This is a genomic window from Actinomycetospora sp. CA-101289, from assembly GCF_050955895.1.
In the GTDB taxonomy this organism is placed as follows: Bacteria; Actinomycetota; Actinomycetes; order Mycobacteriales; family Pseudonocardiaceae; genus Actinomycetospora.
Window position 1 is genome coordinate 5,857,685 of record NZ_CP192093.1, and the last position, 23,956, is coordinate 5,881,640.

Genomic DNA, 23,956 nt, shown 5'->3' on the forward strand with positions numbered 1-23,956 from the left:
CGTCACCCGGTGATGAGCTGGGCGAAGAACGCGCCGACCCGGGCACCGGCGCCGGGGGTCAGCGCGATCCCGAGGGCGACCAGGCCGATGAGCAGGCCGATGCTGCGGCGCGCGACGCCGGCGTTGTCGCCCTTGCCGCCGATCCACAACATGATGATCGCGATGCCGAGGAGGATCAGCGGGACGATGTTGTCCTGGATCCAGCCCTGGAGCCCGCCGGTCCCCGGGGCCTGCGCGACGAGGTCGGCGCCGAGGAGCGTGACGGTCATGGCGTTCCTCCTGCTGGCGTCCTGCTCGGTGTGACGAAGCCCGATCTCGACCGGTCGAGTAAACACGGGTGCCCCGGGTAATCAAACCCCTCCGGTGCGTGCTGTCTCCACCGCACCGTCCGTGCCCGGACACCCGTTCCCCACGCCCTCCCCCACAGGCGTCGGCGCATCGTCCACCCTCCGCGACCAGCGTGCGGTCACGAGACCTTCTCGTGGTCCGGACGAGCCTATCGTGATCTCCTGGCCACGGCCGGTCATCACGCTCCGGCGTGGCGTCCACGCCTTCGCGTTCGCAAAGCATCGCCCGATCCGGTGGCGAACCCGGGACGACACACCGGTCGCGCGTCGGTTACCGGCGGGTAGCATCGATCACCTCTCGCAGCGCCGAGGGCCCTACCGGCCGTTACAGTGCGCCGACGCAGTCGTTGCTCTCACCGGGTCACCACCACGACCCGGCTCACGTGGAGGTCCCGTCGTGGTCGTCCGTTTGGTCCTGGGGCTCGCCCTGACCCTGGTCGTGGCCGCGGTGTCGGCACGCCGGGCCTGGTGGCTCTACTCCCTGATCGCCTCCGGCCAGCCCGACGCCAAGCGCGCGGACGGGCTCGGCCAGCGCGTGCGGGCGCAGTTCGTGGAGGTGTTCGGGCAGCGCAAGCTCCTGCGCTGGTCGATCCCCGGCCTCGCCCACCTCTTCACGATGTGGGGCTTCATCATCCTGCTGACGGTCTACATCGAGGCCTACGGCGCCCTGTTCGTCGAGGACTTCCACATCCCGCTGATCGGGACGTGGTCCGCGCTGGGCTTCCTGCAGGACTTCATCGCGATCATGGTGCTGCTCTCGATCATCGCCTTCGCGATCATGCGCGTGCAGCAGGCCCCGGAGCGCCGGGCGCGCACCTCCCGCTTCTACGGGTCGCACACCGGTGGCGCCTGGCTGATCCTCTTCCTGATCTTCAACGTCGTCTGGACGCTGTTCGCCTTCCGCGGCACGTCGTACGCGGCCGGCAACCTGCCCTACGAGTCGGGCGCCTGGGCCTCGATCGCCGCCGGACAGCTGTTCACCGGGCTGTCGCCGACGACGCTGTTCGTGCTCGAGACGGTCTTCCTGCTGCTGCACATCGCGGTGGCGCTGATCTTCCTGGTGGTCGTGCTCTACTCGAAGCACCTCCACATCTTCATCGCGCCGATCAACGTCTCGGCCAAGCGCCTGCCCAAGGCGCTGGGCCCGGTGCCGCCGATCGAGCACGAGGGCAAGCCGATCGACTTCGAGGATCCGCCCGAGGAGGCGGCCTTCGGTCGCGGCAAGATCGAGGACTTCACGTGGAAGGGCATGCTCGACTTCGCGACCTGCACCGAGTGCGGTCGCTGCCAGAGCCAGTGCCCGGCGTGGAACACCGGCAAGCCGCTGTCCCCGAAGCTGCTGATCATGGACCTGCGCGACCACATGTTCGCGAAGGCGCCGTACATGATCGGCGGCAAGGACATGCCGGACGAGGGGTCAGCGACCCAGGACGGCACCACCAACGCCGGCGGTGACGAGGTCGGCCACGGCCACGGCGTCCCCGAGTCCGGCTACGAGCGCCACCGCGGCACCGACGACGTCCAGGCCACGCGCCCGCTGGTCGGCACCGCCGAGCAGCTCGGCGTCATCGACCCCGACGTGCTGTGGTCCTGCACCACCTGCGGCGCGTGCGTCGAGCAGTGCCCGGTCGACATCGAGCACGTGGACCACATCATCGACATGCGCCGCAACCAGGTCATGATCGAGTCGGAGTTCCCGGCCGAGCTGGGCGTCCTGTTCCGCAACCTGGAGAACAAGGGCAACCCCTGGGGCCAGAACAACTCGGCGCGCATGGACTGGGCGAAGGACCTGCCCTTCGAGGTGCCCGAGTTCGACGGCGAGCTGCGGCCCGAGACCGAGTACCTGTTCTTCATCGGCTGCGCCGGCGCCTTCGACGACAACGCCAAGAAGACGGTCCGCGCCGTGGCCGAGCTGCTCAACATCGCCGGCGTCGACTACGTCGTGCTCGGCAAGGAGGAGAGCTGCACGGGCGACCCCGCGCGGCGCTCGGGCAACGAGTTCCTCTTCCAGATGATGGCCGCGCAGACCAAGGAGATGCTCGACGCCGTCTTCGAGGGCCGCGAGCCGGGCACGCGCAAGATCGTCACCACGTGTCCGCACTGCATGAACACCCTCGGGCGCGAGTACCCGCAGCTCGACGGTCACTACGAGGTCGTCCACCACACCCAGCTGCTCAACCAGCTGGTGCGCGAGAAGAAGCTCGTGCCCGTGGCGCCGGAGTCCTCGCCGGTGCCCGCGGCCAAGCTCGACATCTCGTCGGTGACCGGCCTGCAGCACCGCGGCCCGCACTCCGACGGCACCGAGCGCGGCCTCATCCCCGCCGATGGGCACGGGACGCCCGGCCACGACGCCGACCAGACCGCCCCGGCGCCGGTCGCCCTGGCCGAGAAGCACGAGGCCAACGGCCACGGTGCGTCGAACGGGAACGGTGCCGCCAAGCGCAAGACCGTGACCTACCACGACCCGTGCTACCTGGGCCGGCACAACGAGGTCTACAGCCCGCCGCGCGAGCTGGTGGAGGCCGCGGGGGCCGAGCTCAAGGAGATGCCGCGTCACGCGGACCGGGCGCTGTGCTGCGGCGCCGGCGGTGCGCGGATGTGGATGGAGGAGAACATCGGCAAGCGCATCAACATGGAGCGCGTCGACGAGGCCATCTCCACCGAGACCGACACGATCGCCACCGGCTGCCCGTTCTGCCGCGTGATGCTCACCGACGGCCTCACCGAGCGCCAGAGCGAGGCCAAGGCCGTCGGCACCGAGGTCATGGACGTCTCGCAGATGCTGCTCGCGGCGGTCAAGCGCGGTCAGCCCACCGAGGGCGCGGAGACCGACGGGGTCGGCGACTCCGACGCCGACACCGCGGCCACCTCCGCCAACGTGCGGAACCCGGACGTCGAGAACTGACCCACCCCGCACGAACGAACGGCGCCTTCGCTGCTTCCGAAGCAGCGAAGGCGCCGTTCGCGTTCGCACCGCCGCCACGCCCGGCGGGACCCCTGTCGATAGGGTCCGCCCGTGCTGCTCTCCGACCGCGACATCCGCGCCGAGATCACGGCCGGGCGCGTCGGGCTCGACCCCTTCGACGTGACGCTGCTGCAGCCGTCGAGCGTCGACCTGCGCCTCGACCGGCACTTCCGCACGTTCAACAACCACGCCTACACGCACATCGACCCGGCGCTGCAGCAGGACGACCTGACGCGCATGGTCGAGCCGCCCGGCCCCGACGAGGCGTTCGTCCTGCACCCCGGCGAGTTCGTCCTCGGCTCGACGTACGAGGTCATCTCGCTGCCCGACGACATCGCGGGGCGATTAGAAGGAAAGAGTAGTTTGGGCCGTCTGGGCCTGCTGACTCACTCCACCGCCGGATTCATCGACCCCGGTTTCTCGGGCCACGTGACCCTCGAGCTGTCGAACGTCGCCAACCTCCCGATCCGCCTGTGGCCCGGGATGAAGGTCGGGCAGCTCTGCCTGTTCCGGCTGTCCTCGCCCGCCGAGCACCCGTACGGCTCGCCCGTCTACGGCTCGCGCTACCAGGACCAGCGGGGCCCGACGCCCTCGCGCTCGTTCGTCAACTTCCGCCGCGGGCTGCCCACCGACGGCGAGCGCTGACCTACCCGACCAGCTCGCCCGCGCGGTGGACGCGGTTGCGGCCCGAGTTCTTCGCCGAGTAGAGCGCCCGGTCGGCCTCGCTGAGCAGCGCCTCGCCGTCGCCCGCGTGCTCGGGCAGGCCGGCGACGCCGAACGAGGCCGTGACGAGCTGCTTGTCGCCGCGCCGGAAGTCGGCCTCGACGCGGGCGCGCAGGCGCTCGGCGAGCTGAGCGGCGTCGTCGGGGCCGCCGCGGGTGACGAGGATGGCGAACTCCTCGCCGCCGTAGCGGTACGCCGTCTCGCCGTCGCGCATCGCCGTGCGCAGCGTGCTCGCGACCTCCTGGAGCACCACGTCGCCCTGCTGGTGCCCGTAGCGGTCGTTGAGCTCCTTGAAGTGGTCGAGGTCGAGCATGATCACCGACATCGGCGAGCCGTGCCGCTTGGCGTTGGCGACGGCCGAGTCGAGGTCCGCGCCCAGCCGGCGCCGGTTCGCGAGCTGCGTCAGCGGGTCGAACTGCGAGAGGCGCTCGGTGGCCGCGTGCAGGCGGCTCGCCTCGATGGCCGAGCCGGACAGCGTCGCCAGCATCTCGACCGCCGAGAGCCGCTGTCCCTCCACCTCGCCCTCCACCGCGTCGTAGCACTCGAGGATGCCGATGACGCGGGCACCGACCACCAGCGGCACCGCGACGGCCGGGTCCTCGCCGGTGTCGGGATCGCCGCGGGAGATCTGTCCGTACCGCGCGGAGCGCCCCACGACGCCGACCCCGAGGTGGCAGCTGGTCTGCATCGGCGCCACCGGCCCGCTGTCGGAGTCGTAGGCGAGCTCGAGGCCGTTGCCGTCCTCCTCCAGCAGCCACAGCAGCACCCGGCCGTCGGTGACGGCGACCGCGGCCTGGACGGTGGAGTCGATGACGTAGCGCGTGTTGAGACTGCCCGCGATCTCGCGAGCCATGATCAGGATGGTGCGCAGCCGGTCGGTCTGGGCCTGCAGGCGCTCGGCCTGCGCGGACGCCTCCTCGCGCTGGCGGCGCAGGGCGACGGTCATGTCCGCCAGCCCGTCGCGCAGGGCCACGAGCTCGGCCGACCCGTCGACGGGGTGCGGCGGCGTCAGCTTGCCCTCGCCGATGTCGCGGACGGAGGCGAGCAGGCCGTCGACGGGCGCGACGACGTGGCGCTGCAGCCGCTGCCGGCCGCGCAGCGCGACCACGAGCGTCGCCACGCCGACGAGCGCGAGGAGGACGCCGACGACCCACTGCGTGACGATCGAGTTGCGGTCGGCCGTCTCGATCGCGGCGAGGGTGTCGGCGCGCGCGGCGTCCTTGCGGTCCCGGTAGTCGTCGAAGAGGGCCTTGCCCTGCTTGAGGAAGAGCTCGACGCCGCCGGGCGGGGGCAGGCGGCGCGCCTGGTCGGCCCACTCGGCGCGCCAGCGCTGCTGGGCCAGCAGGAGGGCCAGCACGTCCTGGCGCAGCTGGGGCTCCTCGAGGAGGTTGACCATCTGCGAGTCGGCGGCGGCCAGCACGGGGGCGGCCTCGGTGGCGGAGTCGGCGAAGAACTGGTCACCGGTGGCGAGGTAGCCGCGCAGGGCGGCGTCGGTGTCGAGCATCGCCTGGTGGGAGTCCTCGAGCGCGAGGAGCCCGTTCTGCAGGCGCTGGTCGGTGGGCGCGGTGACCGCCGCCGACCAGACGAGCCGGAACACGACCAGCACGACGATGACGAGGGCGGCGACCGACACCGTGAGGCCGAGGCGCTGGACCTCGTGGATCAGCCTGGGTGCTCGCCTCACCGATCTCCGCCCTCCTGGTGCGCCGTGTGTCCACCAGGACCATCAGGCTCGCGGTGCATGACGTTAGCCGCGAGTGGGTAGCGACTCTACTTTTCGTGCACCGGTCATCACTGAGTGATGACGACAGGCCCTTCGTTCGCGGAGCGTGACGTTCGTCAGGCGGACAGGCCGGAGCGCGACCGGTCGGTCGGGAGCCGCACGATGCGGCTGCCGTCCCCGCCCGTCAGCCGCTCCCGCACGAGGCGCTGCGCGGCGGCCGCGGCACGCAGATCGTCCGGGCCGACGCGGTGGGCCTCCTGGGTGGCGACGAGCGCGGCGATGGCGGCCTGGTTCGCGACCTCGACCCCCGTGCCGCCGTCGACCGGCACCGCCACGACGGGGACGTCGCGCCACACCGCCACCTGGGTGGCGGCGAGCGCGGTGGGCGAGCCGCCGCGCACGAGGACGGCGGCGGGCCGGTCGTCGGCGACGACGGCGTCGACGCGGGGCAGCAGCGCGGCCGCCTCGTGCACGGGACCGGCGGCGGGCGGATCGACCAGCAGGACGCGGCCGGCGAGGGCGCCGAGGTCGTCGAGGACCTCGTCGACGGCCATCGGGTCGGGACCCGTGGCGACGAGCACCGGGCGCACCTCGGGGTCGCGGATCGCCAGCGGGGCGAACGCGGTGGCGTCGGCGGCGGACGCGACGACGACGAAGAGTTCGGGGAGGGGGAACTCGCCCTGCTCACGCGCAGTCATGGCGGCCTCCTCCGAGGGGGTCCTGTCTCCCATGGCGTTGACCAGCCAACACGACCCGCGAGCCCAGCAGGAGGCCATGCCGGTGGATCTACCCCGAGGACGCAACCCGCGGTGACGCACGGTGCGATCCAGTCGCGTCCAACCCGTGATCTCGCCGTGATCGAGCGGCGAATGACACGGATGTGATTGCTGACGGTGCCCGGGCTCGGGACCCCGCCGGGGGCCTCCGCAGTGCCGTGTAAGCTCTCCGACGGCACGCGCGAGTGTAGTTCAATGGTAGAACATCAGCTTCCCAAGCTGAGAACGCGGGTTCGATTCCCGTCACTCGCTCCAGAACGTTCCTGCAGGTCAGAACGTCGCGATCGGGTTGATCGGGCTGCCGGACGTCCCCGCGAAGCGCACCGGTGCGACCGCGAGGTGGAAGTCCCACTGGCCGAGCTCGGCCGCCGTCGCCGCGCACGCCTCCAGGTCGCAGTTGTCGAGCAGCCAGAGCCCCATGGCCACGAGGCCCACGGCGTGGACCGGCATCAGCACGTCGTCGTAGCCCGACGGCTGGACGTCCTGGGGCGTGTCGGCGGCGATCAGCGCGACCCCCCGCTCGTGCAGCCACGGCAGGCACGACGCGTGCCAGCCGGCCTGCTCGATGCCGCCGGCCTCGCGCCCCTCGTGGCGGGCGCGGCCCTGGCCGGTGCGCAGCAGCACCGCGTCGCCGGGCCGCACGCGCACGCCCTGGCGGCGCTCGGCCTCCTCGAGGTCGTCCGGGAACACGCCCTCCCCCGGCTCCAGCCACGCCACGTCGCGCACCGCCGCGACGTCCAGCAGGACCCCGCGCGTGAGAATCCCGTCGGCCGCCGCCGTGACGGCCGCCCACGACGACCCCGTGTCGGCGTCGACCAGGGCGTGCGACCGGCCGTTGTACATCGCGCCGTCCCAGAAGAGGTGGCACGGCGAGTCGACGTGGGTGAGCGTGTTGCCGTGGAAGGTGAGGCCGAGCCGCTCGGACGAGAAGCCCCAGCGCCGGTCGCGGTGGAAGGCCGCCGGCATGCCCTCGGCGCCCGGCATCTCGGCGGCGCAGGGGCACGTCGTCGTCGACCGCTCCATGTCACCCGGGACGGCGACCTCCCACGCGCACGACACGCTCCGGCCGTGGCGCACGGCCCGCGCCGCCGCGAGCCGGACGTCGTCGGTGATGTGGTTCAGGGTGCCGCGCTGGTCGTCGTCGCCCCACCGTCCCCAGTTCGACAGCGTGCGGAAGTACCCGAGCACGTCGTCCTGGGTGGGCACCGCTCGCCCTGCCGTCATCGCCGCACCGCCTCCTCCGGTCCGGCACGACCCTAGGAGCGCGCTCGCCCTCCATGGTGACCCGTGCACGTTTCCGGGGCTGGCGACCGGCGCGCCCCCGTCGCGAGGATCGGGCGGTGGACCAGCCCCCCGCCGCGGCGATGATGCAGATGCTCACCGGCACCTGGGTGGCGCAGGCGCTCTACGCCGCCGCGTCGCTCGGGGTCGCCGACGTGCTGGCGGACGAGGGTCCGCTGACGCCCGCGGCGCTGGCGCGGCGCGTCGGCGCCGACCCCGACGCGCTGCACCGGGTCCTGCGGGCGCTGGCCACCCGCGAGGTGTTCGCCGAGGACGAGCACGGGCGCTTCGCCCTGACGCCGCGGGCGGAGTGCCTGCGCGCGGGCGTGCCCGGGGTCCGTGCGCGACTTCGCGATCATGATGGGCAGCGCCCCGGTGTGGCGGTCCTGGGAGCACGTCCTGCACAGCGTGCGCACCGGCGAGCCGGCGTTCGACCACGTCTACGGCGTGCCCGTGTTCGAGCACTACGCCCGCGACCCGGAGGCCGCGGCCGTCGGCGTGGCGGGCCTGCACAGCCGCAGCGTGGCGGAGAACGACGCCGTCGTGGCCGCGGTCGACCTCGGCGACGCCCGGACGCTGCTCGACGTCGGCGGCGGGCGCGGGAGCCTCGTGCGCGCCTTCCTCGCCGCCCACCCGCACCTGCGCGCCACCCTGTTCGACCTCGCACACGTCGTGCGGGACGGGGAGGAGGACGAGCGCCTGTCGCTGGTCGCGGGCGACTTCTTCGCCGCCGTGCCCGGGGCCCACGACGTGGTGGTGCTGAAGAAGGTGCTGCACGACTGGCCCGACGAGCAGGTCACCACGATCCTGCGGGGCTGCGCCGCCGACCTGCCGGGCGACGGCCGGGTCCTCGTGGTCGAGAACCTGGTGACGCCGGGCAACACGCCGTCCTTCGCGAAGTGGCTGGACCTGCTGATGCTCGTCTACGCCGGCGGGCGGGAGCGCACCGAGGCGGACTTCCGCGCCCTGCTCGCCGAGGCCGGGCTGGCGCTGCGGCGGGTCGTCCCCACCGCGACGGGGATCAGCGTCCTCGAGGCCACGCACGCGTGACCGCCGCGCCGTCCACCCGGCCGGTCGCGGCGGACCGGCCGGGCGGATCGGAGTCGGGGCCGGCTACTCGGCGGCCAGCAGCTCGTCGAGCTGCTCGTAGCCCTGCACGACGCCGGTGTCCATGCCGCTGGAGAGCACCATGTCGCGCACCTCCATCGACTCGAGGATCGACAACCCCTCGAGGCGGGTGCGGCCGTCGCCGAGGTCGATGAAGGTCATCACCTCCAGGCTGACGCCGTCCGGGAAGCCCTCGAACGTGAAGGTCTGCACGATGCGCTCGTTCGCCCGGACCTCGTGGAACGAGCCGTAGAAGCGGTACTCGCCCTGGTCGTCGCGGTGGGTGTAGCGGTAGCCGCCGCCGGTCTCGGCGTCCCAGCGCTCGATCTCCATCTCGAGCCGTCGTGGGCCGAGCCAACGCTTGACGAGCTCGGGCTCGACGTGGGCGCGGAACACTTTCTCGGGCGGGGCGTCGAACTCGCGGGTGATGAGGATGGTGGGGACGTTCGGGTCCGCGGTGATGGTGGTCTCGCGGGTCGCGGTGTTCATCACGAAGCTCCTCGTTCGGTGTCGGGTCGGGTGGTGCTGTCTTCGGCGTCCATCTCGGCGAGCACGTCGTCGAGACGGCGGTAGCGCTCCTCGGCCTGGCGCCGATAGCGCTCGATCCACTTGGTCATCAGGTCGAAGACCTCCGCCTCGAGGTGGACCGGCCGGCGCTGCGCCTGGCGCGTGCGGCTGACGAGCCCCGCCTCCTCCAGCACCTTGAGGTGCTTGGACACCGCCTGGAGGCTGACGTCGTAGGGCTCCGCGAGCTCGTTGACGCCGGCGTCCGCGACGGCGAGGCGGGCCACCATGTCGCGCCGGATGGGGTCGGCGAGTGCCGAGAACACCCGGGTGAGCTGGTCGTCCACGGTGACTCCTTGTTCAACCTTGCGGTTGAGAGAACAGTAGCGCGGTCTGCCGCGTTGTTCAACCCCTGAGTTGAGGAAGGATGCGGCGTGGCGCTCCCCCCGCCCACACCCGAGGATCACGACCCATGACCGACTCCCGCATCGACCCCGAGATCGCCGCGGCCGTGGCGCAGCTGGAGGCCGACGGCTGGCTGCCGATGACCCGCGAGGACGTGGGCGAGGCGCGCCGGATCTACCGCGAGCTGGCGCTGGCGCGGCGCGGGGACACCGTCCCCGCGGTGGGGCCGGTGCACGACGACGTGGTCGTCGGCCTGCCCGGCACCGACGCGGACGTCGCCGTGCGCGTCTACGAGCCGCACGGCGAGCAGGCCGCGATCACGGTGGTCTGGCTGCACGGCGGCGGGTGGGTGCTCGGCGACCTCGACACCGGCGACGCCTCGGCCCGGCGGGTTTGCGCGCACCTCGGGGCGACGGTGGTGTCCGTCGACTACCGGCTCGCGCCCGAGCACCCGCACCCGGCGCCGCTGACCGACGCGCACGCCGCCCTGCGGTGGGCGGCGACGCTGCGCCCGTCCGACCGGCTCGTGGTCGGCGGCGACAGCGCGGGCGGCGGGCTGGCCGCGGGGGCGGCGTTGCTCGCCCGCGACTTCGGCCCGCGGCTCGACGCCCAGCTGCTGCTCTACCCCGGCCTCGACCCGTCGATGAGCCGGCCGTCGGTGGCCGAGAACGCCGACGGCCCGTTCCTCACCCGCGCCGACGTCGCCTGGTTCTGGGAGCGCTACCTGCCCGACCCCTCGCTGCGCGGCGACCCGTCGGTGGCGCTGCTCGCGGCCGAGGACCTCGACGGCCTCGCGCCGGCGGTCGTCGCCACCGCCGAGCTCGACCCCCTGCGCGACGAGGGCCGCGCGTACGCGGACGCGCTCGAGGCCGCCGGCGTCGCGGTGCGGCGGCTGGAGGGCACGGGGCTCGTGCACGGCTGGTTCGGGCTGGGTGCGGCATCGGCCGCCGCTCGCGCGGAGGGCGACCGCGCCCTCGACGCGCTGCGGGAGCTGCTCGCGGGCTGAGCCCGCCGGAGGGTCCCGACACGCTCGACCCGCCCGGCGGCGTCCCGCTGCGGCGAAGGGTCCGCGACGCCACAGCGCCCCGGTGCCCCGTCGACGCCTCGACCGCTCGTCGCGCGACGGGCCGCCCGTCGTCCGCTGCGCGCCGCTCGCGGGGATGCGCGGATGCGCATCCCGGCACCGTCACCGCCCGCCGGACCTCTCGCCGCCACGACACGGGGAAACGGCCGTCACCGGCCCTCCCGGGTCGCCGAGGGCGGCGCCGACCACCTCCGGCGCCTCGCTATGTTGCGACGGTCCGATCACGGAATGGTCACGACGAGGAGCGAGGTGACGGTGGGACGACACGGGCAGGACGGCCACGGTCCACGGACCTCCCCGGTCGTTCTCGGCACATCCCGTGCTCCCCGTGGCGCCCGGCGCGCCTCACGCGTCCGCACCGGCTCGGGCTCCGTCCTCGTCGCCGCGGTCGCCGCGGGTGCGGTGATCCCCGCGATCCAGACGATGGCCTCCCAGGTCGCCGACGCCGAGGCGCCGCGCGCCGCCGCCCCGGAGACCACCGCCGCGCTCGCCCTGGCCTCCGAGCACCGCGCCGCGGGCGCCGGGAGCGCCGTGGCCTCGGTCAGCCCCGTGACGCTGCCCGCCACCGCCGCCCGCACGGTGTCCTCCTCGTCCTCCGACGACGGGCCGAGCGCCGGGGACGACGCCGACGTCTCCGCGCTGCTCAAGGCGATGGAGGTCGAGCGCGAGACCGGGCCGCTGGAGTTCGGGCGGCCCTACGAGGCCGGCAACGAGCGCACGCTGGACGGCCAGATCGCCAAGGCGCTGGGCCTCATGGGGCTCCCACAGCGCCTGGCCCCCGGCGTCAAGAAGATCATCATGCGCGAGTCCACCGGCGACCCCGACGCCGTGAACGACTGGGACTCGAACGCCGCCAGCGGCACCCCGTCGAAGGGGCTCATGCAGCTCATCGACACGACGTTCCGCAACGCCGTGCTCCCCGAGCTCGCCGACCGCGGCATCTTCGACCCGGTCGCCAACATCACCGCCGGCGTCCGCACGATGATCGCGAACCACAGCATCGACGACGTCCTCGCCGGCGGGCTGCGCAACTCGGCGGGCAACTACATCGGCTACGGCGGCGCGGCGCTCCCCGACGACGGTCTGGGCCTCGCGGACTGACAGCGGGTACGACGGTGTCATGAGTGATCGCACCTGGCTGGTGACCGGCGCCTCCCGTGGCCTCGGCCGCGCCCTCGTCGAGGCCGTGCTCGCGGCCGGCGACCGCGTCGTGGCGACCGCGCGCGACGCGGGCGCCCTCGACGACCTCGTGACGGAGCACGGCGACCGGCTCCTCACGCGCGACCTGGACGTCACCGACCGCGCGGCGGTGTTCGCCGTGGTCAACCAGGTCGCCGCCGAGACCGGGCGCATCGACGTCCTCGTCGCCAACGCGGGCTACGGCCTCGCGGGCGGGGTCGAGGAGGTCACCGAGGAGCAGGCGCGCCGCCAGGTGGAGGTGAACCTGTTCGGCGCGCTGTGGACGATGCAGGCCGTCCTGCCGACGATGCGCGGCCAGCGTCACGGGCACCTGCTGCCCATCTCGAGCATCGGCGGCGTCGGCGCCTTCCCCCACACCGGGCTCTACCACGCGACGAAGTGGGGCCTCGAGGGCCTGAGCGAGTCGCTGGCCCAGGAGGTCGAGCCGTTCGGCATCCGGACGACGATCGTCGAGCCCGGCCCGTTCCGCACCGACTGGAATGGCACGAGCATGGAGCGCGCGACCCCGATGCACTCCTACGACGAGGTCCTCGGCCCGCGCCGCGAGGCCATGGACGGGTCGGGCGCGTTCACCCAGCCCGGCGACCCCCGACGCGCGGGCGAGGCGATGATCCGCGTCGTCGACAGCGACGACCCGCCCCGGCGCCTGCTGCTCGGCGAGCTGGCCGCGGACCTCGCCCCGAAGCTCTGGCAGCAGCGCATCGACGAGGCCGCGAGCTGGCGCGAGGTCGCGGTCGGCGCCGACTTCCCGGTCGACGAGCGCTAGCCGGCGACCGCCTCCGCGAGCTTGCGCATGGCCGACGCGGCGCTCGGGCTGACCGTCGGGCCGAGGACGGCGAGGCTCGAGATCAGCGCCGCGGCCTCGGGCAGGTCGAAGCGGATCGGCGCGGGGGCGGCGACGCGGGCGAGGCTCACCCCGCCGCCACGGCCTGGGTGCGCGGCGATCGGGACGCCGCTGTCGCGCAGGCGCTCGACGTCGCGGGCCACGGTGCGGGACGAGACGCCGAGCCCGCGGGCCAGGTCGGCGATCTGGAGGCGCGCGCCGTGGGCGGCGTGCAGGCGCTCGATCACCGACTGCTGGCGCTCGACCCGGCGCAGGGCGAGGTGGCCGTCGCGTGACGACGCCGCGAGGGAGGCCCGGTCCACGTCCGGAGACTAGGCCAGAACACGACACCGGCGTGTCCGGTTCCGCCCCTAGCGTCGAGCACCGTGACCGACACCGTCGAGAGCTTCTTCGCCCGCTACGCCCAGGCCCTCCTCGCCCGCGACGAGGACGCCGTCGCGGCCCTCTACGCCGTCCCCGCCCTCGTCCTCTTCCCCGGGACGTCGATCCCGGTGACCGACGCGGCGCAGACCGCGGCGTTCTTCCGCTCCTCCTGGGACCAGTACGAGGGCATCGACGCCGCCGACCCCTCGATCACCGTGATGGGCGAGGGGCCGGTCGGCGTCTGGGCCGACGTCACGTGGGACCACGGCCACGGGCCGGCCGAGCGGTTCTGCTACCAGCTCGTCGCGGGTGGGGACGGCTACCGGATCGCCGTCCTCACCCTCCTCGACCTGCCGCGCTGACTCGGGCTCAGGCGCCCGGGCCCTTCTGCAGGACCGGGCGCAGGGTGTCGAGGACGCTCGCGTCGTCGATGGTCGACGGGACCGCCTCGTCGGCGCCGTCCGCGATGCCGCGCATGGTCTTGCGCAGCACCTTGCCCGAGCGGGTCTTGGGCAGCGCCGGGACGATCGCGACGTCCTTGAACGACGCCACGGCCCCGACGTCGTCGCGGACCATCTTCACGAGCTCGCCGGACAGCTCGGCCTCGTCGCGCTCGACGCCCGCCTTGAGCACCACGAACCCGCGCGGCACCTGGCCCTTCATCTCGTCGTGCACGCCGATCACGGCGCACTCGGCGACGTCGGGGTGCCCGGAGAGCACCTCCTCCATCGAACCGGTCGACAGGCGGTGGCCGGCGACGTTGATGACGTCGTCGGTGCGGCCCATGACGTAGAGGTAGCCGTCCTGGTCGAGGTAGCCGCCGTCGCCGGTGAGGTAGTAGCCCTCGTAGCGGCTCATGTACGACTCGCGGAAGCGCTCGTCGTCGTTCCACAGCGTCTGCAGGCAGCCCGGGGGCAGGGGCAGCTTGATGACGATGGCGCCCTCCTCGCCGTGCGGCAGGACGGTGCCGTCGACGTCGAGGATCTCCACCTGGTACCCGGGCACGGGCACCGAGGGGGAGCCGGCCTTGAGCTCCATCGGCTCGAGGCCGCGCAGGTTCGCCGCGATCGGCCAGCCCGTCTCGGTCTGCCACCAGTGGTCGACCACCGGCACGCCGAGCTTCTCCGACGCCCACGTCCAGGTCTCGGGGTCGAGGCGCTCGCCGGCGAGGAAGAGGGTCTCGAGGCTGGAGATGTCGTACTGCTGCAGGTACGTCGCGTCCGGGTCCTCCTTCTTGATCCCGCGGAACGCGGTGGGCGCGGTGAACAGGGCCTTGACCCCGTGCTCCTCGACCACGCGCCAGAACTGGCCTGCGTCGGGGGTGCCGATCGGCTTGCCCTCGTAGAGCACGGTCGTCGCCCCGACCAGCAGCGGCGCGTAGACGATGTAGGAGTGCCCGACGACCCAGCCGACGTCGGAGGCGGTGAACATGACCTCGCCGGGCCCGACGTCGTACACGTTGGTCATCGACCACGTCAGGGCGACGGCGTGGCCGCCGTTGTCGCGCTGGACGCCCTTGGGCTTGCCCGTGGTGCCCGAGGTGTAGAGGACGTAGAGCGGGTCGGTGGCCTGCACCGACACGCAGTCGGCGGGCTCGGCGTCGCGCTCCGCAGTGATCCAGTCGACGTCGCGCTCGCCCAGCGGGGCCTCGTACTGCGGGCGCTGGAAGACGATCGAGCGCCCGGGGTCGTGGGAGGACAGCTCGATCGCCTTGTCCACCAGCGGCTTGTACTCGATCACCCGCTTGCCCTCGATGCCGCAGGACGCGCTGACGATCGCCGAGGGCTGCGCGTCGTCGATGCGCACGGCGAGCTCGCGGGCGGCGAACCCGCCGAAGACGACGCTGTGGACCGCGCCGAGGCGTGCGCACGCGAGCATCGCGACGACGGCCTCGGGGATCATCGGCATGTAGATGATCACCCGGTCGCCCTTGTCGACCCCGACCGAGCGCAGCACGCCGGCGAAGCGGGCGACGCGGTCGCGCAGCTCGCGGTAGGTGAAGCGCTGGCGGTCGTCGGTGACGGGCGAGTCGTGGACGAGGGCGACCTGGTCGGCGCGCCCGCCGTCGACGTGGCGGTCGAGGGCGTTGTGGCAGGTGTTCAGCTCGCCGCCGGCGAACCACCGCGAGAACGGCACCGCGGACGCATCCATGATCGTCTCGGGTTCGCGGTACCAGTCGACGAGGCTCGCGGCCTCGCGCCAGAAGCCGTCCGGGTCGTTCATGCTGCGGTCGTAGGCCTGCCGGTACTCGCCACTCATGGTCGGCGACACTAGCCACGGCCCCGGACCCCGCGCACTGCCCGACCGGGCGCGCAGATCGTCCCGTTGCGGAAGGTTCGGCCCTCGTCGTCGCCCTCGGCCTCAGGCAACGTGCGCGATCTTTGGCCCTATAGCCCCGAAGATCGCTCACGTGAGGCCCGGTCGCGCGCGTTTGACGTGACCTGGACCACACCATACGGTCGGAGGTGATCCATCGGCCCCGTGGAGCCGCCGCGCCCTCGCGCCGCGCGCGGACTCCGGCCCGGTACGACGTCCCGGTCCCTGACGCCGCCACCGCTCCGCGCCGCTCCGCGGTCTCGCCGACGATGCTGAGGAGCACCCGTCATGAACGGCTACGACCCGCGCACGTCCACAGGGATCCCGACCGAGCCGGTGGGCTCGATGCCCCGCCCGACCACGCTGCAGGACGCCTACGCGGCGTATGACGAGGGTCGGATCGACAAGGCCGCCCTCGAGACCGAGCAGGAGTCGGCGGTGCGCGACACCATCGACCGCTACCAGTCCACCGGCGCCCCGATCATCTCCGACGGCGAGCAGCGGTGGTCGTCGTTCGCGACCTACCCGATCACCGACACCCTCGCGGGCACCGGGCTCGCCCCCACCCTCGGCCCGGGCGGCCAGTTCTTCGCGATCTTCGCCGACGGCCACGGGCGGCAGCTGCCGAAGCTGGAGCGCGGGCCCTTCGCGTACAGCAACTACGCCGCCGACTCCCTGCGGCAGTCGCTGCCGTACGCGACGACCCCGATGAAGCAGGCCGTCATCGCCCCCTCGATGCTCGCGCTGCTCTACCCGCTGAACGAGCCGGTGGAGGGCTACAGCCGGGAGGAGTTCGAGGCGAAGCTGATCGACGAGTGCGAGCAGGACATCCGGCTCGCGTTCGGGGCCGGCGCGGCCCGCGTCTCGGTCGACTTCACCGAGGGTCGGCTCGCGACGCGCGAGGACCCGCGCAACCCCTGGACGGGCGCCGGCCTGCTGCCGCACTTCGTCGAGCTGATCAACCGCGTGATGGCGCGGTTCGACGCCGCCGAGCGGGTCGACATCGGCGTCCACACCTGCCCGGGCGGGGACCGCGACTCGGTGCACTCCGCGGACGTGCCCTACAACAACCTGCTGCCCGAGATGTTCAAGATCGACGCCGGCTACTTCCTCATCCAGCTGGCGAGCGAGCGCGAGAAGGACCCGGTGTACGAGTCGATCGGGAAGAACCTGCGCGACGACGCGAACGGCGTCGTGCAGATGGCCTACCTCGGCGTCATCAACCCCGGCAACCCGCGGGTCGAGAGCGCCGAGGAGGTCGCCGGCCGGCTGGTCCGGGCGGCGGACTTCATCCCGAAGCAGCAGATCGGCTCCACCGACGACTGCGGGTTCTCGCCGTTCTCGATCGACGAGAAGCCCAACCACGGCTCGCCCGACTTCGCCCGCGACGTGGCGTTCCAGAAGATTCGCAACCGGGTCGACGGGACGCGGATGGCCGCGGAGAAGCTCGGCGTCTCCTGACCCTCGCGGTGGTCCTCGAGTTCCGCGCCGGGCGTGCCGACGCGTCCCCGGGGCGGGAGCTGCTCGCCGAGCTCAACGCGCTGCTCGACGCCCAGTACCCGGGCCGGGCGGCGCGCCCGGGCTCGGTGACCGCGCCCGACGAGATGGCGCCGCCGCACGGCCGGTTCCTCGTGGGGTACGAGGACGGCCGCGCGGTGGCCGTCGGGGGTGTCCGTCACCTCGGCGACGGGGTCGGCGAGATCAAGCGGATGTACGTCGTGCCCGGCGCCCGCTCCCGCGGCGTGGGGCGCGCGCTCCTCGCGGCGCTCGAGGACGCCGCACGCGACCTCGGCCTCACCCGGGTGCGGCTCGACGCCGGCCCCGCGCAGGAGCACAGCCGGGCGCTGTTCGCCGCCGTGGGCTACCGGCCGATCGCCGCCTACAACCGCAACCACATCGCCGTGTACTTCGGCGAGAAGGAGCTGCCGGTCAGGCCTTGACCTTCGCCGCGACCCGGCGGGCCCCGGCGAGCACCTCGCCGGGGTCCACGCTCGCCGGGACCCCGTCGGCGAGCACCTGCTCGCCGGCGACCCAGACGTCCCGCACCCCGCGCCCACCGGCCGCCCAGACCAGGTTGGACACGAGCTGGGCGTCGTCGTCGGGGTCGACGAACGCCGCGTCGTCGAGGGAGACGTGCACGAGGTCGGCCCACGCGCCGGGGGCGAGGACGCCGAGGTCGTCGCGGCCCAGCGCGCGGGCGCCCTCGCGGGTGGCCAGCGCCAGCGCGCCGGACGCGGTCAGCGCCGTGGCGTCGGCGTCGCGCTGGCGGGCGAATAGCGAGGCGAGGCGCTGCTCCTCCCACAGGTCGAGGTCGTCGTTGGACGCGGGCGAGTCGGTGCCCAGCCCGAGGCGGATGCCGGCGGCGCGCAGGTCGGTGAGCCGGGCGACGCCCGCGGCGAGCTTGGCGTTCGAGCCCGGGCAGTGGGCGACCGCGACGTCGTGGCGGGCGAGGATCGCGATGTCGTCGTCGGAGAGCTGGATGGCGTGCGCGGCGAGCACCCGCCCGCCCAGCGACCCCGTCGCCTCGAGCATCGCGGGCACCGAGCCGAACTCGGCGCGCACCGCGTCGTCCTCGCCCGGCGCCTCGGCCACGTGCAGGTGCATCAGCGCGCCCCGCTCCTTCGCCAGCGCCGCCGTCGACGTGATCGCCTCGGTGGGCAGCGTGTACGCCGCGTGCGGGCCGTAGCCGAGCTCGATGCGCTCGCCGGGCCCGAACCGCAGCCCGTCGGCGTCGATCCAGCGGGTGATGGCGTCGCGCATCTGCTGCCAGGTGCCCAGGCGCTCCATGCCGGGCGCGGTGATGATCCCCGGCGTCAGGACCACGCGGGAGCCGATCTCGAGCACCGCCTCGACGACGTGCTCGCTCTGGAAGTACATCTCCGCGGACGTGGTGACGCCGCCGCGCAGCATCTCCGCGCTGCCCGCGAGCATCCCGGCGTGGACGTCGGCGCCGTCGAGCTTGGCCTCCGCGGGCCACACCACCTCGGTGAGCCAGCGCATCAGCGGGAGGTCGCCGCCCATGCCGCGCAGCACGGTCAGCGGGGTGTGGGCGTGGGTGTTGACCAGGCCCGGCATGAGCAGGCCGGTGACCCGGGTCGTCGGCGCGTCCGTGGCCGGCGCCGTGTCCGCCGGGCCGACGTGGGCGATGCGCCCGTCGTCGTCGACGTCGACGACCGCGTCGCGCAGCACGCTCCCCGCTTCGTCGCAGGGCAGGACGACCGGGGCCCGGAACCGACGGCTGAAGCGGCGCACGCGCCCATGATGGCTCACCGGCGCCCGAGCCCCAGCCAGGCCAGGACGGCGAGCACGCGGCGGTGGTCGTCGGCGCTGTCGCGGGCGAGGCCGAGCTTGTCGAAGATCGCGGCGATGTGCTTCTCGACCCCGCCCTGGCTGAGGTTCAGGGCCCGGCCGATCGCGCCGTTGGCCCGGCCCTCGGCGACGAGGGCGAGCACCTCGCGCTCCCGCGGACTCAGCGCCGCCACCGGGTCGCCGCGGGCGAACAGCGCCGAGACCACCTCGGGGTCGAGCACGGTGCCGCCGGCGGTCACGCGGGCGAGCGCGTCGGCGAGGTCGTCGAGGCGGGTCACCCGGTCCTTGAGCAGGTAGCCGACGCCGCCGCCGGCGCCGAGCAGGTCGGCGGCGTAGGACACCTCGACGTACTGCGAGAGCACGAGGATCGCGGTGCCCGGCACGTCGCGGCGCACCCGCAGCGCCGCCCGCAGGCCCTCGTCGGTGAACCCCGGCGGCATCCGCACGTCGACGACGGCGACATCGGGGCGGTGCTCGGCGACCGCGGCGACCAGCGCCTCGCCGTCGCCGACCGCGGCCACCACCTCGGCGCCGTACTCGCCGAGCAGCCGGACCAGACCCTCGCGCAGCAGCAGCGAGTCCTCGGCGAGCACGACCCGCATCAGCCCTCCCGCACCGGCAGGCCCGCCGTCAGCACCGTCGGCCCGCCGGCCGGGCTGGAGATCGTCAGCGTGCCGTCGGCGGACGCCACCCGGTCGGCGAGGCCGGCGAGCCCGTGCCCCTTGCCGGAGTGCGCGCCGCCGCGGCCGTCGTCGGCGACCGAGACCACGAGCCGGTCCCCCTCGACGACGGCGGTGACGGTGGCCCCGTGGGCCGCGGCGTGCTTGGCGACGTTGGTCAGCGCCTCGGTGACGACGAAGTAGGCCGTCGTCTCCACCGCGGCCGGCAGGCGCCCGGGCACCGCGACGTCGAGGGTGACCGGCACGGGACTGCGCGCGGCGGCCGCGGCGAGCGCGGCGTCGAGGCCGCGGTCGGCGAGGACCGGCGGGGCGATCCCGCGGGAGAGCGCGCGCAGCTCGGCGAGGGCCTCCCGGGTCTGGGCGATCGCCTCGTCGAGCAGCGGGCGGGCGCGGTCGGGGTCGTCGTCGTCGAGGCGCCGCGACGTGGCCTCGAGGTCCATCGTCAGGCGCACCAGGCGCTGCTGCGGGCCGTCGTGCAGGTCGCGCTCGAGGCGGCGCAGCGTGCTCGCCTCCGCGGCCACCGCGGCCCGTCGCCCGGCGGCGAGCTCACCGGCGCGGGCACGCAGCGCGGCGGTCTGGTTGGTCAGCAGCCCCCGCGCGAGGCCCGCCCGCGCCGCGACGAGACCGCGCACCAGCCACGGGAACACCGCGAGCATCGCCGCCCCGAGCACGGTGTTGACGACGATCTCCGCAAGGCGGGACCCGGTGCCGCTGAGCAGCCAGAACAGGCCGTGGCGGTCGCCCGGCAGCGACCACTCCCACGTCACGAAGAGCAGGCCGCCGATCCCGCCGACACCCCAGGCCAGCGTGATCGCCGCGGCGCCGAGGCGGACGGGGAAGCCGAGCACGGCGTGCAGGAGGTCCCGCCAGGCCTGCGGGTCGCCGACCATGGCGAGCGACAGCGCGGGCCGGCCCGCGCCGGGCACCGCGACCCGGTGATGATGGGGCGGCAGCGCCCGGCCGGTGACGCGCTCGACGGCCCGGCGCTCCACGGTGGCCAGGCCGCGGGCGGCCCAGAGGGTGGCGGCGAGGATCGGGACGCCGATCCAGATCACCAGCGTGGACACCCCCAGGCTGAACCCGGCAACGGCCACGACGAACGCGCCGATCGCGAGCGGCAGGCCGGCGAGCAGGTGGGCGACGCGGAGCCCGAGGGCGGGCAAGGACCGCGCGACGACGTCGTGGCGGACGGTGGGCGCTCCGGGCGGGGGTGCGGCGAGCGACATCTCGGTCATGCCTCCGGACCCTCGTCGTCGCGGCGGGCCGACCCCAGCCGGTGCTCCTCCCGGTCAGGGTAAGGACAACCCCACCCCGGCAGGGGCGTTGTCCGGCTGTGCCGACCGTCCGTGGCGGCGCAGCGTTCCCGGCATGCCGATCCTCGCGTCCTCCGTTCCGTCCGCCCCCTCCGTCCCGCGTCCCGTCCGCGCCGCCGTCGTCGTCTGGCTGGCCGCGGTCGGGGCCGGCGTCGCCGAGACCCTCGTCCACCTCACCGGCCCCGACGCTCCGGGTCCCGGCGCCGTGGCTGTGCGCGCGGCGGTCTACGCCGTCGTCGTCGCGCTCGTGCTGGCGTTGCGCACCGGCCGCGACGCGGTGCGCTGGTCGCTCGCGCTGCTGCTGGGCGTCGTCGGGACGGCCTCCCTGGTGGTCGAACCGCTGACCTGGCTGGCGGCCGGCGGCTCGCCCGTGGAGTACCTCGCCGGCGCCGGCGTCGCGGACCTCGCGATCGTCGCCCTGCGCGTCCTGCACCTCGCGACGGTCGCCGTGGCCCTGGTGCTCATGTTCCGGCCGGCCGCCAACGCGTTCTTCCGCCGATGACTTCCCACCGATGCTTCGAATCCCGAAGCATCTGCGGCGCCTCAGCGCTCGAGGAGCGACCGCAGCGAACGCAGCGGCGGGAGCCAGGCACCGGTGTCGGGCAGGGTATCGAGGCTGACGCGCGGCAGGGGCTCGCGGAACACGCCCTCGATGTCCTCGAGGTCGAGGAAGTCGACGATCTCCGACGCCACCGCGAACGCGGCGTACTCGCGGAACCCGATCACCGTGACCGTGACGCCCTCGGCGACGAGGTCCTCGAGCGGCTCGCGGAACGCCCGCCCGTCGCCCGACGCAACGACCACGTGCGCGAGCCCGCCCTCGGACCGGCGCAGCTCGATGTGGGCGAGCATGTCCGAGTCGACGTCGGAGTCCTCGTACACCTTCGGCTTGGCGAACACCGCGAAGCCGACGTTGCGCAGCGCCTCGACCCAGGGCCGCACGATCTCGGTGGAGCCCGGCACCACGTTGGTGAACACCGTGGCCTCGGCGACGCCCTCCGCGCCCGCCTGGGAGAGCAGCCAGCGCCCGACCGCGTCGAAGCGGGGCCGGAACGCCGAGGTCGGCCGCGTGCCCAGCAGCGAGCCGAGGCTCATGTCGATGTTCGGCGCGTCCCAGACCAGCAGCGTGCGCGCGGGGGGCGCCTCCGCCGCGGTGTCGTCCACGGCCTCGTCGTCGACGCGCCCCCCGTTGATCGAGGGCGGGGTGGCGAGGTCGGCGGGCGACGGGGACGGCGACACGGGCCCGACTCTAACGGCCCGGCGTCGGGTGCGACGGGTGCTCAGGACTCCCTCCCGGGGGAGGCGGCGACGCGGGTGAGCAGGAGGTCGTGGCTCGGGCGTCCCTCCTGCTCGGCGCGCGTCTCGAACTTGGTGCGCGGGCGCCACGCCGGCCGCGGCGCGAAACCGCGGTGGGGGTTGTCGAGCAGGGGCTCGGCGTCGGTGACCTCGAGCATCCACTCGGCGTAGTCGGCGACGTCGGTGGCGAGGTGCAGGGTCGCGCCGGGCGCCAGGCGCGACGCCATCAGCGCCACGGTCGCGGGCTGGACCAGGCGGCGCTTGTGGTGGCGGCGCTTGGGCCACGGGTCGGGGTAGAAGACGCGCAGCCCGGCCAGCGATTCGGGCGCGACGAGATCCTCGAGCACGACGACGGCGTCGCCGCGCACCAGCCGCAGGTTGGTCAGACCCTGGTCCTCGATCCGCATGAGCAGCTGGGCGAGGCCGGGGGGATAGACCTCGACGGCGACGTGGTCGGTGTCGGGCTCGGCGGCGGCGAGGGCGGCGGTCGTCTCGCCCATCCCGGAGCCGATCTCCAGGCGCAGGGGGGCCGTGCGCCCGAACCACGCCGGCGCGTCGAGGCGGCCGTCGGCGTCGCGGGGCGGCAGCGGCCCGCCGGCGTCGCGGTCGAACCCGGGGGCGCCGACCCCGAAGGACGGCCAGAGCCGGTCCCAGGCGCGCTGCTGGCCGGCGGTCATGCGTCCGCCGCGGTCGGTGAAGCTCACCACCGTGCGCCGCGGGACGTCCGGTCCGGACGTCGGCAGCGTGTCGTGATCGGGCCCCACCCCACGATCCTCACACGCGCCCCCGGAGGGGTGTGGCGCGTGGTCGGGGGAGGGGTCAGGAGCGGCGCAGCGCGTCCAGCGTCGCCCGGTCCGGGGTGATGCGGATGCGGACGGCCTCGGCGGGGACGCCGAGCACCGAGCCGACGAGGCGGCGGGCGGCGCCGTCGGCCTCGGCGAGGCGGGCGACGACGACCTCCCGGCCGCTGGGGCCGAAGCGCAGCCGCCAGCCCGAGACGCCGAAGGTGGCGACCACGGCGTGGACGACGTCGGACAGGCGCGGCAGCGGCGTGGTCAGAGGTTCGGCGACGACAGAGGCCGGCCGCCGGGTCAAGGGGACGAGGGTCACATCCGGACATCGCCGCGGTCACGAGCCGGGTTAGCGTCCAGCGGCAGGGATGACCCGGTCGGGCGACAGCTGATGCCCCGAACGGCCCCTAGCCGCCGGAGGAGGGGCCGCCCTCGATCACCTGCTGGCGCGACTGCCGGGCGCGGCGCTGCTGCTCGTACTGCGAAGTCATCGCCGTCTCGATCGACTCGTTGCGCCGCTTGCTGCGGATGCGCGCGAGCAGCAGCAACGACAGGCCGTGGAGCACCCCGAGCAGGAGCATCACGCCGCCGAGCTGGGTGATGACGATCTGTACCCGGCCCTCGACGTCGAAGGGCCGGTAGGTGGAGATCAGCGCGAGGAAGCCGAGCGCGATGAGGTGGAACAGCACGCCGAGCAGGCGGTTGGCCGAGACCGCCGACTCCTCGGAGTCGAAGACGTCGCGCAGGAAGCCGATGCCCGAGCGCATGAGGATCTGGCCCACCACCAGCGTGATCAAGCCCCCCACGACGACGATGAGGAGGTAGGTGGGGGTGTCGAGCACGGCGACTTCCTTCCCTGGTGACGGTTCGTGGTCAGTCTCCCCTGACGTGCGATCACGCGAAACCCTCACGACCTGCGGAACCGCCCT

The 23,956-nt window shown here is 73.7% G+C and carries 25 protein-coding genes, 1 tRNA gene and 1 pseudogene; 12 read left to right on the plus strand and 15 right to left on the minus strand.

Annotated elements, in window-relative coordinates; genetic code table 11:
* Nucleotides 1-2: 2 nt before the first annotated feature.
* On the minus strand, nucleotides 3-269 hold the full coding sequence (locus ACQPX6_RS29140) for a hypothetical protein (RefSeq protein ID WP_433784273.1): 267 nt from the start codon (nucleotides 267-269) through the stop codon (nucleotides 3-5).
* Between the two features lie 475 nt (nucleotides 270-744).
* Here ACQPX6_RS29140 and ACQPX6_RS29145 point away from each other — a divergent pair, with 475 nt between their 5' ends.
* A complete protein-coding gene (locus ACQPX6_RS29145; protein ID WP_433784274.1) occupies nucleotides 745-3,252 on the plus strand; it encodes a heterodisulfide reductase-related iron-sulfur binding cluster in 2,508 nt (835 codons plus the stop codon).
* Nucleotides 3,253-3,363: 111 nt separating this feature from the next.
* Nucleotides 3,364-3,957: a dCTP deaminase gene (gene dcd, locus ACQPX6_RS29150; protein ID WP_433784276.1), complete on the plus strand. Its 594-nt coding sequence runs from the start codon at nucleotides 3,364-3,366 to the stop codon at nucleotides 3,955-3,957.
* 1 nt (nucleotide 3,958) lies between these two features.
* Here dcd and ACQPX6_RS29155 read toward each other — a convergent pair whose 3' ends face one another.
* On the minus strand, nucleotides 3,959-5,719 hold the full coding sequence (locus tag ACQPX6_RS29155; protein ID WP_433784277.1) for a diguanylate cyclase domain-containing protein: 1,761 nt from the start codon (nucleotides 5,717-5,719) through the stop codon (nucleotides 3,959-3,961).
* Nucleotides 5,720-5,874: 155 nt separating this feature from the next.
* Entirely contained in the window at nucleotides 5,875-6,456 is a 582-nt protein-coding gene (locus tag ACQPX6_RS29160) for a hypothetical protein (protein WP_433784278.1), read from the minus strand.
* A gap of 259 nt (nucleotides 6,457-6,715) precedes the next feature.
* Between ACQPX6_RS29160 and ACQPX6_RS29165 the strand changes: the two genes are divergently transcribed.
* Nucleotides 6,716-6,789: transfer RNA gene (locus ACQPX6_RS29165), tRNA-Gly, on the plus strand.
* Nucleotides 6,790-6,804: 15 nt separating this feature from the next.
* On the opposite strand, the gene ACQPX6_RS29170 is transcribed toward ACQPX6_RS29165, so the two are convergent.
* Complete coding sequence (locus ACQPX6_RS29170; protein ID WP_433784280.1) at nucleotides 6,805-7,758, minus strand: cyclase family protein; 954 nt, start codon at nucleotides 7,756-7,758, stop codon at nucleotides 6,805-6,807.
* A gap of 143 nt (nucleotides 7,759-7,901) precedes the next feature.
* Here ACQPX6_RS29170 and ACQPX6_RS29175 point away from each other — a divergent pair.
* Both ACQPX6_RS29175 and ACQPX6_RS29180 read left to right on the plus strand, forming a co-directional pair.
* Nucleotides 7,902-8,120 (plus strand): annotated as a pseudogene (locus ACQPX6_RS29175) (methyltransferase family protein); the annotation flags it as partial.
* A 34-nt stretch (nucleotides 8,121-8,154) separates the two neighbouring features.
* Nucleotides 8,155-8,865, plus strand: coding sequence for a methyltransferase (locus ACQPX6_RS29180; protein ID WP_433784281.1), 711 nt, complete (start codon nucleotides 8,155-8,157; stop codon nucleotides 8,863-8,865).
* A gap of 63 nt (nucleotides 8,866-8,928) precedes the next feature.
* Here the strand turns inward: ACQPX6_RS29180 and ACQPX6_RS29185 are convergent, their stop codons facing one another.
* Entirely contained in the window at nucleotides 8,929-9,411 is a 483-nt protein-coding gene (locus ACQPX6_RS29185; RefSeq protein WP_433784283.1) for an SRPBCC family protein, read from the minus strand.
* A complete protein-coding gene (locus tag ACQPX6_RS29190) occupies nucleotides 9,411-9,773 on the minus strand; it encodes an ArsR/SmtB family transcription factor (protein WP_433784285.1) in 363 nt (120 codons plus the stop codon). The genes ACQPX6_RS29185 and ACQPX6_RS29190 overlap by 1 nt, the downstream gene beginning before the upstream one ends.
* Nucleotides 9,774-9,898: 125 nt before the next feature.
* On the opposite strand from ACQPX6_RS29190, the gene ACQPX6_RS29195 reads away from it, so the two are divergent.
* The 3 genes from ACQPX6_RS29195 to ACQPX6_RS29205 all read left to right on the plus strand — a co-directional run bounded on the left by ACQPX6_RS29195 (nucleotide 9,899) and on the right by ACQPX6_RS29205 (nucleotide 12,881).
* Nucleotides 9,899-10,837, plus strand: a complete 939-nt coding sequence (locus tag ACQPX6_RS29195; RefSeq protein WP_433784286.1) for an alpha/beta hydrolase — start codon at nucleotides 9,899-9,901, stop codon at nucleotides 10,835-10,837.
* Nucleotides 10,838-11,338: 501 nt separating this feature from the next.
* On the plus strand, nucleotides 11,339-12,016 hold the full coding sequence (locus tag ACQPX6_RS29200; protein ID WP_433784287.1) for a transglycosylase SLT domain-containing protein: 678 nt from the start codon (nucleotides 11,339-11,341) through the stop codon (nucleotides 12,014-12,016).
* A 19-nt stretch (nucleotides 12,017-12,035) separates the two neighbouring features.
* Nucleotides 12,036-12,881, plus strand: a complete 846-nt coding sequence (locus ACQPX6_RS29205) for an oxidoreductase (RefSeq protein ID WP_433784288.1) — start codon at nucleotides 12,036-12,038, stop codon at nucleotides 12,879-12,881.
* Here the strand turns inward: ACQPX6_RS29205 and ACQPX6_RS29210 are convergent.
* Nucleotides 12,878-13,261, minus strand: coding sequence for a helix-turn-helix transcriptional regulator (locus tag ACQPX6_RS29210; RefSeq protein WP_433784289.1), 384 nt, complete (start codon nucleotides 13,259-13,261; stop codon nucleotides 12,878-12,880). The two genes, ACQPX6_RS29205 and ACQPX6_RS29210, sit on opposite strands and share 4 nt — an antisense overlap.
* Nucleotides 13,262-13,324: 63 nt before the next feature.
* Here ACQPX6_RS29210 and ACQPX6_RS29215 point away from each other — a divergent pair, with 63 nt between their 5' ends.
* Nucleotides 13,325-13,684, plus strand: coding sequence for a hypothetical protein (locus ACQPX6_RS29215; RefSeq protein WP_433784290.1), 360 nt, complete (start codon nucleotides 13,325-13,327; stop codon nucleotides 13,682-13,684).
* A gap of 7 nt (nucleotides 13,685-13,691) precedes the next feature.
* Here the strand turns inward: ACQPX6_RS29215 and ACQPX6_RS29220 are convergent, their stop codons facing one another.
* On the minus strand, nucleotides 13,692-15,581 hold the full coding sequence (locus ACQPX6_RS29220) for a propionyl-CoA synthetase (protein WP_433784291.1): 1,890 nt from the start codon (nucleotides 15,579-15,581) through the stop codon (nucleotides 13,692-13,694).
* Between the two features lie 345 nt (nucleotides 15,582-15,926).
* On the opposite strand from ACQPX6_RS29220, the gene ACQPX6_RS29225 reads away from it, so the two are divergent.
* Nucleotides 15,927-17,099 carry a 5-methyltetrahydropteroyltriglutamate--homocysteine methyltransferase gene (locus ACQPX6_RS29225; RefSeq protein WP_433784292.1) on the plus strand — a complete coding sequence of 391 codons (1,173 nt, stop codon included), beginning with the start codon at nucleotides 15,927-15,929 and terminating at the stop codon, nucleotides 17,097-17,099.
* A gap of 8 nt (nucleotides 17,100-17,107) precedes the next feature.
* A complete protein-coding gene (locus ACQPX6_RS29230) occupies nucleotides 17,108-17,578 on the plus strand; it encodes a GNAT family N-acetyltransferase (RefSeq protein ID WP_433784293.1) in 471 nt (156 codons plus the stop codon).
* On the opposite strand, the gene ACQPX6_RS29235 is transcribed toward ACQPX6_RS29230, so the two are convergent.
* From ACQPX6_RS29235 to ACQPX6_RS29245, 3 genes are read right to left on the minus strand one after another with little or no spacing between them, the layout of a single operon-like run.
* On the minus strand, nucleotides 17,568-18,890 hold the full coding sequence (locus tag ACQPX6_RS29235) for an amidohydrolase family protein (RefSeq protein ID WP_433784294.1): 1,323 nt from the start codon (nucleotides 18,888-18,890) through the stop codon (nucleotides 17,568-17,570). The genes ACQPX6_RS29230 and ACQPX6_RS29235 overlap by 11 nt on opposite strands.
* Before the next feature lie 14 nt (nucleotides 18,891-18,904).
* A complete protein-coding gene (locus ACQPX6_RS29240) occupies nucleotides 18,905-19,549 on the minus strand; it encodes a response regulator (protein WP_433784296.1) in 645 nt (214 codons plus the stop codon).
* The gene (locus ACQPX6_RS29245; protein WP_433784297.1) at nucleotides 19,549-20,862 is read right to left on the minus strand and encodes a sensor histidine kinase; all 1,314 of its coding nucleotides are present in this window, start codon (nucleotides 20,860-20,862) and stop codon (nucleotides 19,549-19,551) included. The genes ACQPX6_RS29240 and ACQPX6_RS29245 overlap by 1 nt, the downstream gene beginning before the upstream one ends.
* A gap of 133 nt (nucleotides 20,863-20,995) precedes the next feature.
* Between ACQPX6_RS29245 and ACQPX6_RS29250 the strand changes: the two genes are divergently transcribed.
* Nucleotides 20,996-21,442: a hypothetical protein gene (locus ACQPX6_RS29250; protein ID WP_433784298.1), complete on the plus strand. Its 447-nt coding sequence runs from the start codon at nucleotides 20,996-20,998 to the stop codon at nucleotides 21,440-21,442.
* A 41-nt stretch (nucleotides 21,443-21,483) separates the two neighbouring features.
* Here ACQPX6_RS29250 and ACQPX6_RS29255 read toward each other — a convergent pair whose 3' ends face one another.
* The 4 genes from ACQPX6_RS29255 to ACQPX6_RS29270 all read right to left on the minus strand — a co-directional run bounded on the left by ACQPX6_RS29255 (nucleotide 21,484) and on the right by ACQPX6_RS29270 (nucleotide 23,869).
* Entirely contained in the window at nucleotides 21,484-22,179 is a 696-nt protein-coding gene (locus tag ACQPX6_RS29255; protein ID WP_433784299.1) for an NYN domain-containing protein, read from the minus strand.
* Nucleotides 22,180-22,220: 41 nt separating this feature from the next.
* A complete protein-coding gene (trmB, locus tag ACQPX6_RS29260) occupies nucleotides 22,221-22,913 on the minus strand; it encodes a tRNA (guanosine(46)-N7)-methyltransferase TrmB (RefSeq protein ID WP_433788397.1) in 693 nt (230 codons plus the stop codon).
* 142 nt (nucleotides 22,914-23,055) lie between these two features.
* Nucleotides 23,056-23,331, minus strand: a complete 276-nt coding sequence (locus ACQPX6_RS29265; protein WP_433784300.1) for a hypothetical protein — start codon at nucleotides 23,329-23,331, stop codon at nucleotides 23,056-23,058.
* A 103-nt stretch (nucleotides 23,332-23,434) separates the two neighbouring features.
* Nucleotides 23,435-23,869 carry a hypothetical protein gene (locus tag ACQPX6_RS29270; RefSeq protein ID WP_433784301.1) on the minus strand — a complete coding sequence of 145 codons (435 nt, stop codon included), beginning with the start codon at nucleotides 23,867-23,869 and terminating at the stop codon, nucleotides 23,435-23,437.
* Between the last annotated feature and the right edge of the window lie 87 nt (nucleotides 23,870-23,956).